Source organism: Salinibacterium sp. ZJ70 (assembly GCF_011751865.2).
Classification (GTDB): Bacteria; Actinomycetota; Actinomycetes; order Actinomycetales; family Microbacteriaceae; genus Homoserinibacter.
In genome coordinates this window covers 2,730,949-2,746,601 of record NZ_CP061770.1, presented here as the reverse complement: position 1 = coordinate 2,746,601, position 15,653 = coordinate 2,730,949, and the positions used below count along the sequence as shown (strand labels likewise).

Here is a 15,653-nt window from a genome sequence, read left to right as displayed (position 1 = left end):
ACCCACCTGAGGTGTCAGTTTGTGCCGCCTGCCTGCGAGCCCAGGCGGCACAAACTGACACCTCGGGAGGCGGTAGCGTGCGGGGATGAGCTTCTCGCGCTTCCCCGAGCCCACCCACGTGCCGCTGCGCGGCGGACCCGTTCTGCGGTGGGGCGTGCTCGCGCCAGGCGTGATCGCCAACGACTGGGTTGCCACGCTCCACGCGAACACAGACCAGCGCGTCGTCGCGGTCGCATCCCGCACCCCCGAGCGCTCGGCCGCCTTCGCGGCGAAGCACGGCATCCCCCGGTCATACGGCGGATATGAGGCGCTCGTCGCGGATCCGGATGTCGACATCGTCTACATCGCGGCGCCCCACACGGAGCACCGCGCGCTCGCGCTGCTCGCGATCGACGCCGGCAAGCATGTGCTCATCGAGAAGCCCATCGCCGTCTCGGCCGAGCAGGCGACCGAGATCGCGATCGCCGCGCGCACCGCGGGCGTGTTCGCGATGGAGGCGATGTGGTCGCGCTTCATCCCGCAGACCACCGTGATCCGGCAGCTGCTCGACGATGGTGTCATCGGGGAGCCGTTCGGGGCGTCAGCGACCTTCGCCGCGCAGTTCGGCTACGACCCCACGAGCCGCGCATTCGATCCGGCGCTCGGCGGCGGAAGCCTGCTCGACCTCGGTGTCTACACGCTGTGGTGGCTGCACTTCTGCCTCGGCGCGCCCGACTCGGTGAGCGCGACGGGCGAGCTCGCCCCCACGGGCGTCGACGCGGATGCGCGCGTCGTCTGGGCACGCGGCGGCGACGTCACCGGAAGCTCGTTCACGAGCATGATGACCGACCAGCCGATCCTCGGCGAGGTGCAGGGGCGCGATGGCCTCCGGATCTCGGTGGAGCCGTTCATGGCGCAGGGCGGCTTCCGGATCGAGCGGCCGGGCGGCGGTGCCGCCCACTGGGAGGACGAGACCGGGCTCCGCTGGCGCGACGGCCTCTGCTTCCAGGCGACGGCCGTGGCGTCCCACATCGCGGAGGGGCGTCTGGAGGCTCCCGAGCATCCGCTGCAGACGAGCATCGAGGTGCTCGCCGTCATCGATGAGGCGCGTCGGCAGCTCGGCGCCGCCTGACCGGCGACCGCCCCCGTCTCGGCGGCCATGCCACGTGGCGCGTAGCCTGCTGGGGTGAGTGTGCTGACTGAGGAGCTGCTCGCGGGGATCCGCTCGCGTGCCGCCGACTACGACCGCGAGAACCGCTTCTTCGACGAGGATCTCGCCGCCCTGCGCGAGGCCGGCTACCTCCGCCCGCGCAGCCTCTCGCAGGCGATCGCCGATCAGCGCCTGCTTGCCGCATACGCGCCCGCGACGGCGCTCGCCGTCAACATGCACCTCGTCGTCGTGGGGATCGCGCACACGCTCGCCGAACGGGGCGATGATTCGCTCGCGTGGATCCTCGCGGATGCCGAGGCGGGGGAGCTGTTCGCGTTCGGCAACTCCGAGCCCGGCAACGACCTGGTGATGTGGGACTCGCTCACGACCGCGGAGCGCGTGGACACCCCCGTGGCCGGTTACGCCTTCACGGGCACCAAGATCTTCACCTCGCTCGCCCCCGCGTGGACGCGCCTCATCGTCTTCGGCAAGCAGACCGAGGGCGAGGGCGCCCCGCGTCTCGTGCACGGCGTGCTCACGCGCGAAGACGCGGGCGTCACGAGCCTCGACGACTGGGACACCCTCGGCATGCGCGCCACCCAGTCGCGCACGACGAAGCTCGAGGGCGCCGTGATCCCGGATGAGCGGATCGTGCGGTTCCTGCCTGTCGGCCCGAACGCGGATCCGTTCATCTTCGCGCTCTTCGCGAACTTCCTGACGCTCATCGCGTCGGTCTACGCGGGCATCGCGGATCGCGCGCTCGAGCTCGCGGTGGAGGCGGCGCAGCGCCGCACGAGCCTGCAGCGCGGGGGCGCCAGCTACGCGACGGATCCCGACATCCGCTGGCGCATCGCGGATGCGGCGCTCGCTCTCGATGCGCTCGCGCCGCAGCTGGAGGTGGTCGCGCGCGATGTGGATGGTCTCGTGGATCGCGGCCCGCGCTGGTTCCGCGACCTCACGGGGCTCAAGCACCGCTCCACCGAGACCGCGCGCTACGTCGTCGATCAGGCGATGCGCGTCGCGGGCGGAGGCGGTTACCGCTCGTCGAGTGAGCTCGCACGCCTGCAGCGGGACGTGCTCGCGGGCATCTACCACCCCTCCGACACGGAGTCGGTGCACGCGACGGTCGCCGCGAACGTGCTCGGCGCGCTGGAGCTGTGAGCGAAGGCCGTTTCCGGCCTTCGCCGCGACGCCAGCGCCGCGGGCTGTCTCGGCCCGCGGAACCGTGTCGAGGGACACTGTGATCGTCGATCCGCCTAGAGTCGCCCGAGCCACTCCGCGCAGAGCCCCGTCCACACAGCCGCGGGCTCACCTTCGGCGAGCCCCAGCCCATGCGTGCCCGTCGGCAGCACGTGCGCTTCGTGTGGCACCGAGCTGCCAGCGAGCGCCATGCCCAGCAGGTAGCTGTGCTGCACCGGCACGACCGCGTCGTCGGCGGTGTGCCACACGAAGGTCGGCGGGGCGGATGCCGTGACGAGCAGGTCGAGGGATGTCGCCGCGCGCTCACTCCATGAGGCATCCTTCCCGAGGAGCTTCTCCCGGGATCCGCGGTGCTCCTCGAGCATCATCGACACGACGGGGTAGCCGAGCACGGCGACGTCCACACGCTCGGCGGGGGTCGCACCGGGTGCGAAGGCCGCCATGCCGGCCGCGTGACCGCCGGCCGAGAACCCCACGACTCCCACGCGCGCAGCCCCCGCCTCGCGCACCCGGCGGATCTCGGCGCGCACGGCATCGAGCGGTCCGGGGTGGCGGGTCTTCACGGGGTACGCGAAGACGCTCGCCTCGAAGCCGAGCCCCCGCAGCCACTCCGCGACCGGCTCGCCCTCGTGGGGGGCGTGGCGGCGATATCCGCCACCGGGCAGGACGATGAGGTGCAAGCCATCCATTCGTCCATCTTCGTCGTTACTCTGGCGGAATGACTCGACCGATCGTGTTCATCGGCGACTCCATCACGGACGCCCATCGCCGCGACGACCCGGAAGGGCTCGGCTTGGGCTACGTGCGGCTCGCGGCGGAGGCCCTGCAGGTGCGCGGGGATCGCCGCGAGGTCATCAATCGGGGCGTGAGCGGCGACCGCATCGGCGACCTCGCCGCGCGATGGGGGCAGGATGTCCTCGCGCTCGCCCCGGGGACTCTCTCGGTGTACGTCGGGGTCAATGACACGCTGCGTCGCTTCGATCAGGGGATCGTCACCGAGGCGAAGCAGTTCGAATCCGTCTACCGGGGTCTGCTCGAGCGCGCGGTGGTGGCGGGCAATCCGCGTCTGGTGCTCGTGGAGCCGTTCATCGTTCCGATCACGCAGGAGCAGTTCGGCTGGCTGGACGACCTGGAGGGCAAGCGCGACGCGGTGGCCTCGCTCGCGGAAGAGTTCCAGGCCGCCTTCGTGCCGTTGCATCGCATCCTCACGACGGCTGCCGCGCATCACGGGGCGGCTGAGATCGCGGCTGACGGCGTGCACCCCACGCCTCTCGGGGCGGAGCTCATCGCCGAGGCGTGGGAGGCGGCCGAAGGAGCACTCCAGCGCTGAGGGCGCGCCCCCTCTACTCTGGAGGAATGCTCCACCACGATCTGCAACCTGTCACGATCGGCACTTCGGGCCTCGGCAAGCGCCCGGGCGCGGATCTCGCCCTCGCGAAGACCATCCTCACGTCGTCGTTCCGCCAGGCCGACACCTCCAACAACTACGCCGACGGCAAGAGCGAGCGCCTCCTCGGTGAGGCGATCCTCGAGCTCGGCGGGCTTCCTGAGGGCCACGTCGTGTTCTCGAAGGGCGACCAGGACCCCGTCACCGGTGCCTTCTCCGGCGAGCGGATGAAGCGCTCGTTCGAGGAGTCCACCGAGCGCCTCGGTCTCGAGACTCTGCCGCTCTACCAGCTGCACGATCCCTACACGATCTCGGTCTCCCAGGCGATGGCGCCCGGCGGTCCCGTCGAGGTGCTGCTGAAGCTCCGCGATCACGGCCGCATCGGTGCGATCGGCATCGCGGCGGGCACTGTCCCGCTCATGGAGGAGTACGTGCAGACGGATGCGTTCGACGTCGTGCTCACGCACAACCGCTACACCGTCGTGAACCGCGCCGCCGATCACCTCATCGACCTCGCGACCGAGCGTGGCATGACGGTGTTCAATGCCGCGCCGTTCGGGGCCGGCATCCTCGCTGGCGAGAACTTCCGCGGTCGCACCTACGGCTACTCGGAGCCGAGCGCCGAGTTCCTGGCGCACGTCGACGCGTTCCGGGCACTGTGCGCTGAGTGGGGTGTCGAGCCCGCTGCGGCGGCTCTGCACTTCTCGATGCGCGACCCGCGCATCCACACGACCGTCGTTGGTGTGAACTCGGTGGAGCGCCTCGGTGAGCTGCAGCAGCATGTCGACGCGACGATCGACGACGGCTTCTGGTCGGCGCTCGATGCGCTCGGCGCGCCGCCCGCTCCTCCCACCGACTGAGCGGGCCGCGCCCTAGTCGAGCGGGAGGATCATCCGGAACTCGGTTCCGACGCCCACCTCGCTCGACACCTCCATGCGGCCCCGGTGCGCGGTGACGATGGCCTTCGTGATGTTGAGTCCGAGTCCGACGCCGGGCAGGGCGTTGCGGGTGGCGGTGGAGGCGCGGAAGAAGCGCGTGAACAGCCGGTCGAGTTCGTCTGCGGGGATGCCGACGCCGGTGTCGCGCACCGAGAGCACGATGTAGCGGGTGTTCTGCGAGAGCGTCACCACGACCTCACCCTCCGCCGGGGTGAACTTGAGCGCGTTCGAGACGAGGTTGTCGACGGCCTGCGAGATGCGCACCGGATCCACGCGCGCGATCACGGTGTCGAGCGAGCCGCCGATCCGGAGACGCACGCGTGCGGTGTCGGCGGCGGGCCGCGCCGATTCGACCGCCGCGACGATGAGCGCGCTGATGTCGACCTCACGCGTCTCCAGGGCGAAGTGGCCTGACTCGACCTGCGCGGTGAACAGCAGGTCGCCGCCGAGCCGCAGCAGGCGCTCCGCGTTCCGCTCGGCGATGCCGAGGAACTGCTGCTGCTCCTCGGTGAGCGGATTCTGGGGGTCGTCCCGCAACAGCTCCAGGTAGCCGAGGATCGAGCTGAGCGGGGTGCGCAGCTCGTGCGAGATCATGCCGACGAACTCGTCCTTCATCCGGGCGACCTCGATCGCGCGCGTCTCGTCACTCGCGACCAGCAGGTACCCGATGGGCGTGCGGGTGCCGTCGAAGCGCTGCGTGATGACGAGGCGGACGGGCACGGTGCTGCCGTCGTCCCGCAGCATGTCGAGCTCGCGCTCGACCGTCGCGCCGGCGTCGACCGCGTCGAAGAGCATGCGCAGGCCCGGGGGCAGCGGGTCGTGGGCGAGCTGCGCTCCGTGCTCGGGGAATCCCGCGAGACCATCGAGAACGGAGGGCGGGAAGAACGCCTCGATGCGCTCCGCGTACTCGGTGTCGAGATCCTCTCTGCCGAGCAGGATCGTGGCGCCGGGGTTCCAGGTGACGATGAGACCGGCGCGATCGGTGCCGATGATCGCCTGTGCGGTGATCGCATTCCAGACACTGCGGAACAGCTCGACGAGCTCGCCGTAGTTCTGCTTCGACTCTTGCAGCTGCTCCAGCACACGTTGGTTGCGCTCCAGCGCGGCGGCCCGTTCCGCAGCAAGCTGCTGGGCCTCTGCGGTGCGCAGACGGCCATTGCGGGCGATCTCGTTGATCATGATCGCGATGACGGCGTAGACGGCGGGCGTGATCACCATGCGCAGCCATTCGCTCGACGAGCTGGGGGCGTGAGTGAGCATCGGGAGCACCTGCAGGCCCGAGCCGAGCACGGTCACGATGATGACGTAGCGGTATCCGGGGAGCGCTGCGAGCCACACCAACGGGAGCAGCAGGAACACGCCGAAGAGCGACGTCGCTCCGCCCGTTCCTGCGCGGAAGAGCCCGAATCCGATGAGGTCCGCGATGGGGATGAGGGCCCCGATCCATCCGATCGCGATGCGCTCGCGCGTCGCGACGATGGCCACGATGGTCGCGCCGACGATGAGGCCGAAGCCCGCTGCGGCGAACGGGGTGAACGGAAGGTCGTCGAGCGCCATGGAGAGCGTGACGCCGACGATCAGTGCGACCGCAGATGGCGCCTGCCGCATGAGCAGGGTGGGTCCCGTCGAATCGATGTACCACAGGGTGCGCTGTCGCCCCAGCATCTCGCGCATGCGCACGCTCGTCAGCCGGCTCACTCGAAGAACTCCACTCTCAGCCAGATCACACCCGCGATCGCGAGGAACCCGACTGCCGCCTTCAGCAGCAGACGGAATTCGCGCCGGGTGTCGGCGCGGATCTCGGTGCGGGTGGGGGCGATGTCCTGCCGTGTCAGCTCGCTCATGCGGTCACTCGTCCCGTCTTGACGGTCTTCACCCACGAGGTGTCGGCCTTCTTCCACTCCTTGATGTACGAATCCGCGGTGATCGCGCACAGCAGCGGCCCGTAGCCGACGAGGTAGATGAGGAACGGCGACAGGAACCGGCCCGCGGGGAGCTTCTCGACCACCCGCGCGATCCACGCGCCCACCATCGACAGCGAGATCCACGCGTAGATGATGAGCGTGAGGGTCATGTGGCCGATCGGCAGCAGCTCGAAGCCGAACATCGCGGGGATGTGCTCCTCGACGAGGCCGGGGAACAGCGCCGCGAGCATCACGACGAACGACAGTGCGCCGGGGAAGAGGAACGCCTCCCGCCACGACATCCGGCCGACGCGTCTGTCGAGCTGGACTCCGAGGATCATCGCGAACAGGTAGGCGAGGGTCGCGCTGATCCAGAGGAGCTCGAACACGAGCTTCGAGAGGCCGCTCCCGAGGAGCAGCAGCCCGACGAGTCCGATCGACGACAGGATCATCGCGAACGGCAGCAGGAAGATGCTGAACCACGACGCCGCGAAGATGAGGCTGCCGAGGTTGTGCGTCCGGGAGGGGCGAAGCCACACCTTCCGGTACATCCTCGTGACCTGGACGTTGCCGCGCGCCCATCGCAGGCGCTGCTTCCAGAGACCGTCGATGGTGCTCGGCTCCTCGGCGAGGACGATCGCCGAGGGCTCGAACACCATGCGCTTGCCGTTCAGCTGCGATTCGAAGGTCGCGACGGTGTCCTCGGCGAGGCTGCCGGTGGGGATGCGCCCGCCGATGCCTTCGAGGTTCTCGCGCGAGTGCAGCTGTGCGCCGCCCGCGAGGCAGGCGTGGGCGCCGAGCACGTTCTGGGCGCGGCGCGAGGCGAGCTGCGCGAGCACGTACTCGATCGCGATGAAGCGCGTCATGTAGTTCGGGTCGCGGCTGCCTTCGGCGATGTAGGCCGACACGGCGCCGACCTTCGGGTCGGCGAGGTGCCGGGCCATGCGCCGCAGCGAGGTGGGCGTGAAGATGACGTCGGCGTCCATGATGAGGATCGCCTCCGCCCAGGTGTCGGCGAGCACGATCTCGATGCCGTGGTTGAGGGTGTGGGCTTTGCCCTGCCCGCCCTGCTCACGACGCAGCAGCACCACCCGGTCCGGATACTGCGCGGCCTTCGCGCGCACCACATCCGGGGTGTCGTCCGTGGAGGCGTCGTCGATCACATAGATGCGCACGCGGTCGCTGGGGTATTCGAGCGCGACGAGGTTGTCGATCGTCGCTCCGATGACGTTGCCTTCGTTCCACGCCGGCACCATGATCGCGACGTTCGGGAAGTGGGCGTCGGCCTTCTTGTTGTGGTTGAAGAACGCGTGCAGCGGCACCACGAGGAAGGTGAGAGCGGCGGTCACGACCGGCACCGCCCCTGTCGCGACGAAGGCGAGCAGGACGACCTGCAGGGAGGTCGTCGCTACCTCGAGCCAATCGATCATGTGCGCGCTGCGCCGACCGCGGCGCCGAGGAGCTGTGCGACACGGTCGTAGCGACCGACCTCCCGGGAGTCGTGGCTGTCGGTGGAGGCCACGATGCGCACGCCAGCTGCTCGGGCCGCGGCGAGAGCGGCGGGGCCGGGGCATGCCCACTTCTCGTTCACCTCGACCCAGGTGTCGGTCGCGGCCGCGGTCTCCGCCCACAGGCGCAGGCGCTCATCGCCCAGCTGGTCTTCGCGGAGCCCGACCTTCGGGAGGATCGAGAAGCAGTGTGCGAGCTGGTTTCCGGGGTGGCGCCGCATCGCGCCGGTGAGGCCCCCGATGAGGAGGTCGAGAGCGTCGTCCACGGTGAGTCCGTTCGCGATCCGCTCGATCGTCGTCGCGGGAGACCAGGGGCCGTCGGCACCCGGGAACTGATGGTCGGCGATGAGGATGCGGTCGATGCCCTCGACGCCCGTCGGGATGTCGAGCGTCCCCGACGCGTCGAGGATCTTCGCCTCGACTCCGGTGTGCACGGTGAGCCCCGCAGGCACATCGAGGGCGGCGACCGCGGCGACGAACTCGGGCACCCACGTGGTGCTCGCGCGCACATGGTCCACGAGGCGGATCTCGGTGAGCCCTGCGGCGTGCGCCGCGTCGACGTTCTCCTGCAGGCTCGAGACGGCGTCGTCGGAGAACGTCGAGTGCACGTGGAAGTCGCCGCTCAGTTCGGGGTGCATCAGGCGTCTCCCACCTGGTGGGCGGCGTGCTCGGAGACGAGCAGTTCGGCGGGATCGAGGATGACGTCTTCGAGGAAGCGCACGACGGCGCGTTCCTCGAACTCGATCCGTGAGGGCAGCGGCACGCCGGTGAACAGGTCGACGACGAGCGATGGGATGTCGACGCCCGCCGCGATCGTGAGCGGCAGAGCCCCCGGGAACCGGGGGTTGACCTCGAGGAGCTTCGCGCGGCCTGCGCGGTCGCGGCGCAGCTGCACGTTCGCGACGCCGACGAGGCCGATGGCGCGGGCGATGTCGGCCGCGGTCTGCTCGAGTTCCGCGTCGTGCACGGTGCGGCCTGCGATCGCGACGCCCGAGTCGACGCGCTCGCGCGTGCGCGGCACCGCGGCGACGACGTGGCCGTTCGCGTCGGCGATCACATCCACCGAGTACTCGTCGCCCGGAAGCAGGTCCTGCACGATGAGCCCGTCATCGGTGGGGAGGGCGTCGAGCGCGGCACGGTCGGGCACCATCCGGATGCCGCGCCCACCCGCGCCGCTGCGCGGCTTCGCGAAGACGGGGAACTCCCAGTCGACGGCGGAGGCATCGGGTCCGGCGAGCACGGTGCGCGGTGCGTGGCCGGTCGCGCCGCAGCGTTCGGCGAGTGCGAGCTTGTCGAGGCACGCCGCGAGGGTGTCGGCCGAGGGGGCGGCGAGCACGGCGGGCGCGAGTTCGTGGCGGCGGGCGGCGAGGGCCGCGAGCTCGACGTCGACCGTCGAGATGACGACGTCGATCCGGTCCTCGGCGACGATGCGGGCGAGTCCGGGGACGAAGCCGTCGGCGCGGCCCGGCTCCACGAGCCGCCGCTGTTCGGCGGGGACGAGGTAGATGCCCGCCGCCCAGCCGTCCATGTCGGCGGCGAACACGGTCACATCGGCGCGGTGCAGCAGCGAGCGGATGACGGCGACGCCCGCCGCCCCGCCCGCGCCGGTGACGAGCACGCGCGTCATCGGAGATCTCCGCGCGTCGACTGTGCATCCGTGCGGGTGCGCCGCGGGGTCGACAGGTCGGCGCTCTCGCGCACGATCTCGAGCGGCTCGACCTCGGTGCCGCCGCCGAACCGGGACCAGTAGCGAGCGGTCGCGCGCACGAACTCGGGGTCGAGGTAGCTGCGCCGGTCGGTCTGCGAGCTGAAGCACGCGAGCAGCTCGAGCTTGCGCTCCACGAAGCCGTCGATCGCGACGAAGCGGGTGGGGCGGAAGTCGATGGTCGCGGAGGGGGACTGGTAGCAGCCGACCGTGTCGATGGCGCGCGTCGCGACGACCGTGGCCGCGTGCACGGCGCGGTGGTCCTGGTGGCGGTCGTGGTCGGTGTGGGTGTAGACGATCATGGGGGCGACCTCGCGGACGACCTCCTCGATGAGCCGCACCGTGGGGCCGCCGCTCGTGATCTCGGTGTCCACGAGGTCGTGCAGGAAGAGGCGCGCGCCGAGCAGTTCGGCGGAGGAGAGCGATTCGCTCTGGCGGTCGGCGACGTCGCCGCCGCGGGATCCGCGCGAGAGCGTCAGGATCGTGACCTCGTCGCCTGCGGCGCGGTGGGCGGCGAGGATCCCGCCGACGCCGATCTCGACATCGTCGGGGTGCGCGCCGATCGCGAGCACGCGCTGGGCGGGAGGCTCATCGGCCTGGCGTGCGCGGCCTTCGTCGGCGAGCCGGGTGACGACCTCGACGAGGCGCGCCGAGTCGAGCGGCTTCGTGAGGAACTCGTCGGCCTGAGCGCGCAGTGCGGAGACGGCGTATTCGACGGAGACGTGCGCGGTCATCACGACCACGGGGAGTCGGGGGTGGTCGGCACGGATCGCGGCGATGAAGTCGAGGCCGGTGAGTCCCGGCATCTCGATGTCGGTCACGACGACGTCGGGGCGGAATTCCGCGACGGCGGCGACGCCGGAGAGTCCGTCGCCTGCGGTCCGCACGACGCACCCGCCTCGACGCTCGAGCACCGTCTTGACGTAGAGCGCGACGTCCGCATCGTCATCGACGACGAGAACCTTGCGGTGTTGATCCATCATCTTCCCCCTGCCCAGAGCCTACGGCGTCGCTCCCTCAGGTGCGACGCCGTAGTTCTACCCGGCAGGGCGGGAGATCAGGAGCCGGCGGGCTTGGCGTAGAAGGCCCGCGCGAGCGCGTCGAGCACCGCAGCCGAGCGGGGGCCGAAGCCCAGCACGACGCCATCGTCCATGTCGACGACGCGCTTGTTCTGGCCGGCGGTCGTGAGCGCGAGGGCGGGCTTCGCCTGCAGCAGTCCGTCGACACCGCCGGAGGACTCGATGCCGTGGCTCATCACGAGGATGAGGTCGGGGTCTGCCTCGACGATCGCCTCATCGGTGATGGGGCGCATGCCCTGCCAGCCGAGCTCGCCGGCGACATCGCGGGCGCCGAGCGAGAGGATGAGCTCGTCAGCGCCCGACTCCTCGCCGAAGAGGTAGTAGACCCCCGCGGTGCCGCGGATGTAGAGGAACACGACCCGCAGCTGCTTCTCGGGGTCGGATGGAGCGATCGCGCGGATCGCCGCGATGGTGTCGTCGACTTCCTGCGCGATGCGGGCGGCGAGCAGCTCTCCCGCATCCGGGACGCCGAGGACGGCGGCGACGTCGCGCGCGAGCTGGGAGGCGCCCTCGAAGCTCGAGACGTTCTCCACGAAGACGACCGTCACGCCCGACTCGCGCAGCTGCTGAAGCACGTCGCGCGGCCCGATCGATCCATCGGTGATGACCAGGTCGGGGCGGAGGGCCAGCACGCCCTCCGCGTTGATCGAGTGGGATCCGGAGGTGACGATCGGCAGATCCTCGGTGCCCGGGAAGGTGGTCGTCATGTCGCGGCCGATGAGACGGTCGCCGAGGCCGAGGCCCCACACCGTGGCCGAGAGCGAGCCGGCCATATCGAGCGCGAGAACGCGATCGGCTTTCGTGACGGTGACATCGCGAGCACCGTCCGCGTCGTGCGAGGTGACGGTGACAGGCAGGGCGGGCGAGGGGTTCTCGACGACCGGCACGATGCGGTCGTCGGCGATGTGCGCAGTGGTCGCCCCGGTGACTGCGCGGGGGTCGGGGTGGAGTTCGAGTTCCGAGAGGGGGCGTGTGTCGACGACGGTGTCGGCGTCGGGTCCGGAGCTGTTCGGTGCGGCGTTCGCGGCGCAGCCCGAGAGCAGGGCTGCCACGGCGATGGCGGCGACGAGGGTGCGGGTGCGGGCGCGTCGGGTCACCCCGGCATTCTACGGGGATTAGGTGAGCCTAACCTGAGTCCAAGGTCCCTCCCGAAAGTAGTTGACATGTGAACTATCACCGACGTTTTCCCAGGTGGCTACGGGGAGTCATCCAGCCTCGGTTCCTAACATGGAGACATTCCCGCGGCGGCGCTGTGGTGGTCGCCGCCGCGGGAGATCTCTCAGGGAATCCCTGAATTCCGCGACGGCCCGCCAGGTCCCCCCTATATGGCGGGCCGTCGCTCTTTTCCCTGGTCGACGATCGAAAAGCGACGGAAACGCGCTCGCAACATCGCATCCCTACTCTCGCGTCATGGGAGACCTGTTCGAGGGATACGGTGCCGTCGGCATCCGGCGCACCGGCGCCGCCCCGTGGGACGAGCTCTTCGCCTCCGAGGGCACAGCGCGCGCCCCCTACCGCGACATCCACGCCGCCCTCTCCCGCATGACGAAAGAGGAGCTGCGGGGCCGCACCGACGCGCTCGCCGACTCGTACCTCGCGCAGGGCGTCACCTTCGACTTCGCGGGCGAGGAGCGACCGTTCCCCCTCGATGCCGTCCCGCGCGTCATCGAGCAGAGCGAATGGACGCGCGTCGAAGCGGGCATCCGTCAGCGGGTGAGAGCTCTCGAAGCCTTTCTCTCGGATGTCTACGGCACCCAGCGGGCAGTGCTCGACGGTGTCATCCCGGCCGGGCTCATCAGCTCCTCCCACCACTTCCACCGTGCGGCCGCCGGCATCGAGCCGACGAACGGCGTGCGCATCCAGGTGTCGGGCATCGACCTCATCCGCGACGAGCAGGGCGAATGGCGTGTGCTCGAGGACAACGTGCGCGTGCCCTCGGGTGTGAGCTACGTGATCTCGAACCGGCGGGTGATGGCTCAGACGCTGCCCGAGCTCTTCCACGCGATGCGTGTGCGACCCGTCGGCGACTACCCGCAGCGGCTGCTCGGCGCCCTGCGGGCAGCCGCACCGGACGGCGTCGACGATCCCACCGTCGTCGTGCTCACTCCCGGCGTCTACAACTCCGCCTACTTCGAGCACACCCTCCTCGCGCGCCTCATGGGAGTCGAACTCGTCGAAGGGCGCGACCTCTACTGCGCCGGCGGCCGCGTCTACATGCGCACCACCGCAGGCCCGACGCGCGTCGACGTGATCTACCGCCGCGTCGACGATGAGTTCCTCGACCCCCTGCAGTTCCGGGCCGACTCGATGCTCGGATCGCCCGGACTCATGCTCGCCGCGCGCCTGGGCAACGTCACCATCGCGAACGCAGTCGGCAACGGCGTCGCCGATGACAAACTCGTCTACACCTACCTCCCCGACCTCATCCGGTACTACCTCGGCGAGGAACCCCTCCTGCCGAACGTCGACACCTGGCGGCTCGAGGATCCAGGCGCGCTCGAGGAGGTGCTCGACCGGCTCGACGAGCTCGTCGTGAAGCCCGTCGACGGCTCCGGCGGCAAAGGGCTCGTGGTGGGGCCGGACGCGTCGCGCGCCCAACTCGACGAGCTCAGGGTGCGCCTGCAACTCGACCCGCGCGGATGGATCGCGCAGCCCGTCGTGCAGCTGTCGACCATCCCCACGCTCGTCGAGGAGGGCCTCCGCCCGCGTCACGCGGACCTTCGCCCGTTCGCGGTCAACGACGGATCCGACATCTGGGTTCTGCCCGGCGGGCTCACGCGCGTCGCGCTTCCGGAGGGTCAGCTCGTGGTCAACAGCTCGCAGGGCGGCGGCTCGAAGGACACCTGGGTGCTGGGCGTCGATCCGGTCGCAACGGCCGCATCCTCCATCTCGTCGCTCGTCGCCGAGCAGGCAGCGGTGACGAGCCCCATCCCGATCATCGCCGACGCCCACCCACGGGACCACAACCCGCAGGACGCACCCCGCCGCGACCAGCAGCAACAGCAACAGCAGCAGATCGGAGGTGCCGCATGCTGAGCCGCATCGCCGAGAGCCTCTTCTGGATCGGCCGCTACATCGAGCGCAGCGACGGCACTGCGCGCATCCTCGACGTGCACCTGCAGCTGCTGCTCGAGGATCCGTGGGTGGGCGAGGATCTCGCGTGCCGATCGCTCCTCGCCCTCATGGGGGTCGATGCCCCAGACGAGACCGAGTTCACCCGCGGTGACGTGCTCGCGATCCTCGCCGTCGACCGCCATCAGCCGGCCTCGATCGCCTACTCGCTCTCTGCGGCGCGCGAGAACGCCCGTCGCGCACGCGAGGTGGTCTCCACGGAGCTGTGGGAGGCCCTCAATACGACCTTCGCCCGCACCCCGCGCAAAGTCGCCCAGGAGAAGGTGCACGAGTACTTCGCGTGGGTGCGCGAGCGCGCGGCGCTCGCCGTGGGCATCATCGAGTCGTCGACGAGCCGCGATGAGGCGCACGGCTTCTTCACCCTCGGTCGCTCCCTCGAACGCGCCGACATGACCGCGCGACTGCTCGCCACCCGCTCCCTCACCGAGGCCTCCGGCCCCAGCTGGACCACGATCCTGCGCTCCGTCGGCGCGTACGAGGCGTACCTGCGCACCTATCGCGGTGTGCCGAGCGCCCGCAACGCTGCCGAGTTCCTGCTGCTGGACCGCCTCTTCCCGCGCAGCATCGTCTTCGCGGTGACGCGCGCCGAGCAGTGCCTGCGCGAGATCGAACCCCGCTCCGATCGCGTGGGCGTCTCGGACCACGCGCTGCGGCAGCTGGGCCAGATCCGCTCCGAGCTCGAATACCGCGGCATGGCCGAGATCCTCGACGATCTGCCGCGCCAGATGGATGCCGTGCAGGCCGCCACGAGTGCCGCATCCGAGGCGATCCGCCACCGCCACTTCCCGACGAACGCGGCCCCGAGCTGGGCGGGGGAGACCACATGAATCGCCTGCGCATCCGGCACGCCACCGGCTTCCAGTACGAGGGCGAGGCGACCGCCTCGTACAACGAGGTGCGCATGCTCCCCGCCTCGAGCGATGGCCAGCTCGTGCTCTACTCGAACCTCGAGATCTCGCCCATCTCGAGCACCCACAGCTATGTCGACTACTGGGGGACGCGCGTCTCGGGCTTCGAGATCCTGCACCCGCACGCCGAGCTCTCGCTCACCGCGACGAGCCTCGTGGAGGTGCGGCATCGGGAGGCGGCGGAGCCGGGTCTCGCCTGGGATGAGCTCTCACGCGAGACGGCCCGCGCCACCACCTACATCGAGCAGCTCGCCCAGACGGCGCGCACACGACCGCCTCAGGAGGTCGTGGAGCTCGCCGCCGCGATCATGCAGGCGGCCGGCGATCCGTGCGCGGCGGCGCACGCGATCTGCACCGCGATCGGCGAGCGCATCGAGTACATGCCGGGGGTCACCGGTGTGCACACGACGGCCGCCGAGGCGTGGACTCAGAAGAAGGGCGTCTGCCAGGACATCACCCACCTGGCGATCGGCGCCCTGCGCTCGGTCGGCATCGCCGCGCGCTACGTCTCGGGGTATCTGCACCCGAAGCCCGATGCCGCGATCGGCGAGACGGTCGTGGGCGAATCCCACGCCTGGGTCGAGTGGTACTGCGGACGCTGGCACGGCTTCGACCCCACCAACCGCATCGACATCGCCGACCGCCACGTGATCGTGGGCCGCGGCCGCGACTACACGGATGTCACCCCGCTGCGCGGCGTCTACGCGGGTCCGTCGAGTTCGCGCCTGTTCGTCACCGTCGAGATCACGCGCGAGGCGTAGCG

The 15,653-nt window shown here is 70.2% G+C and carries 15 protein-coding genes; 7 read left to right on the top strand and 8 right to left on the bottom strand.

Annotated features, from left to right (window positions below):
- Positions 1-85 precede the first annotated feature (85 nt).
- Positions 86-1,111 (top strand): Gfo/Idh/MocA family protein, encoded by a 1,026-nt coding sequence (locus HCR12_RS13055; RefSeq protein ID WP_166867107.1) that lies wholly within the window; start codon positions 86-88, stop codon positions 1,109-1,111.
- 54 nt (positions 1,112-1,165) lie between these two features.
- On the top strand, positions 1,166-2,290 hold the full coding sequence (locus HCR12_RS13050) for an acyl-CoA dehydrogenase family protein (protein ID WP_166867104.1): 1,125 nt from the start codon (positions 1,166-1,168) through the stop codon (positions 2,288-2,290).
- Between the two features lie 95 nt (positions 2,291-2,385).
- Here the strand turns inward: HCR12_RS13050 and HCR12_RS13045 are convergent, their stop codons facing one another.
- A complete protein-coding gene (locus HCR12_RS13045) occupies positions 2,386-3,018 on the bottom strand; it encodes an alpha/beta hydrolase (RefSeq protein WP_166867102.1) in 633 nt (210 codons plus the stop codon).
- A gap of 29 nt (positions 3,019-3,047) precedes the next feature.
- Between HCR12_RS13045 and HCR12_RS13040 the strand changes: the two genes are divergently transcribed.
- The gene (locus HCR12_RS13040; RefSeq protein ID WP_166867100.1) at positions 3,048-3,659 is read left to right on the top strand and encodes a GDSL-type esterase/lipase family protein; all 612 of its coding nucleotides are present in this window, start codon (positions 3,048-3,050) and stop codon (positions 3,657-3,659) included.
- 26 nt (positions 3,660-3,685) lie between these two features.
- Positions 3,686-4,576, top strand: a complete 891-nt coding sequence (locus tag HCR12_RS13035) for an aldo/keto reductase (RefSeq protein WP_166867098.1) — start codon at positions 3,686-3,688, stop codon at positions 4,574-4,576.
- 12 nt (positions 4,577-4,588) lie between these two features.
- On the opposite strand, the gene HCR12_RS13030 is transcribed toward HCR12_RS13035, so the two are convergent.
- The 7 genes from HCR12_RS13030 to HCR12_RS13000 form a co-directional block, all read right to left on the bottom strand.
- Positions 4,589-6,352: a sensor histidine kinase gene (locus HCR12_RS13030; protein WP_224763524.1), complete on the bottom strand. Its 1,764-nt coding sequence runs from the start codon at positions 6,350-6,352 to the stop codon at positions 4,589-4,591.
- Positions 6,349-6,498, bottom strand: coding sequence for a hypothetical protein (locus tag HCR12_RS13025; protein ID WP_166867096.1), 150 nt, complete (start codon positions 6,496-6,498; stop codon positions 6,349-6,351). Before HCR12_RS13025 ends, HCR12_RS13030 begins: the two co-directional genes overlap by 4 nt.
- Entirely contained in the window at positions 6,495-7,988 is a 1,494-nt protein-coding gene (locus HCR12_RS13020) for a glycosyltransferase family 2 protein (protein WP_166867093.1), read from the bottom strand. Before HCR12_RS13020 ends, HCR12_RS13025 begins: the two co-directional genes overlap by 4 nt.
- Positions 7,985-8,704 (bottom strand): PHP domain-containing protein, encoded by a 720-nt coding sequence (locus HCR12_RS13015; RefSeq protein WP_166867091.1) that lies wholly within the window; start codon positions 8,702-8,704, stop codon positions 7,985-7,987. Before HCR12_RS13015 ends, HCR12_RS13020 begins: the two co-directional genes overlap by 4 nt.
- Positions 8,704-9,693, bottom strand: coding sequence for an ATP-grasp domain-containing protein (locus HCR12_RS13010; RefSeq protein ID WP_166867089.1), 990 nt, complete (start codon positions 9,691-9,693; stop codon positions 8,704-8,706). Before HCR12_RS13010 ends, HCR12_RS13015 begins: the two co-directional genes overlap by 1 nt.
- Entirely contained in the window at positions 9,690-10,754 is a 1,065-nt protein-coding gene (locus HCR12_RS13005) for a response regulator (RefSeq protein ID WP_166867087.1), read from the bottom strand. Before HCR12_RS13005 ends, HCR12_RS13010 begins: the two co-directional genes overlap by 4 nt.
- 74 nt (positions 10,755-10,828) lie before the next feature.
- Complete coding sequence (locus tag HCR12_RS13000) at positions 10,829-11,947, bottom strand: heme/hemin ABC transporter substrate-binding protein (RefSeq protein ID WP_166867084.1); 1,119 nt, start codon at positions 11,945-11,947, stop codon at positions 10,829-10,831.
- A gap of 313 nt (positions 11,948-12,260) precedes the next feature.
- On the opposite strand from HCR12_RS13000, the gene HCR12_RS12995 reads away from it, so the two are divergent.
- Genes HCR12_RS12995 through HCR12_RS12985 form a run of 3 tightly spaced genes read left to right on the top strand, consistent with a single transcriptional unit; the run spans position 12,261 to position 15,651 of the window.
- Positions 12,261-13,886 carry a circularly permuted type 2 ATP-grasp protein gene (locus HCR12_RS12995; RefSeq protein ID WP_166867081.1) on the top strand — a complete coding sequence of 542 codons (1,626 nt, stop codon included), beginning with the start codon at positions 12,261-12,263 and terminating at the stop codon, positions 13,884-13,886.
- The gene (locus HCR12_RS12990) at positions 13,880-14,809 is read left to right on the top strand and encodes an alpha-E domain-containing protein (protein ID WP_166867079.1); all 930 of its coding nucleotides are present in this window, start codon (positions 13,880-13,882) and stop codon (positions 14,807-14,809) included. Before HCR12_RS12995 ends, HCR12_RS12990 begins: the two co-directional genes overlap by 7 nt.
- A complete protein-coding gene (locus tag HCR12_RS12985) occupies positions 14,806-15,651 on the top strand; it encodes a transglutaminase family protein (RefSeq protein WP_166867076.1) in 846 nt (281 codons plus the stop codon). The genes HCR12_RS12990 and HCR12_RS12985 overlap by 4 nt, the downstream gene beginning before the upstream one ends.
- Positions 15,652-15,653: the final 2 nt, after the last annotated feature.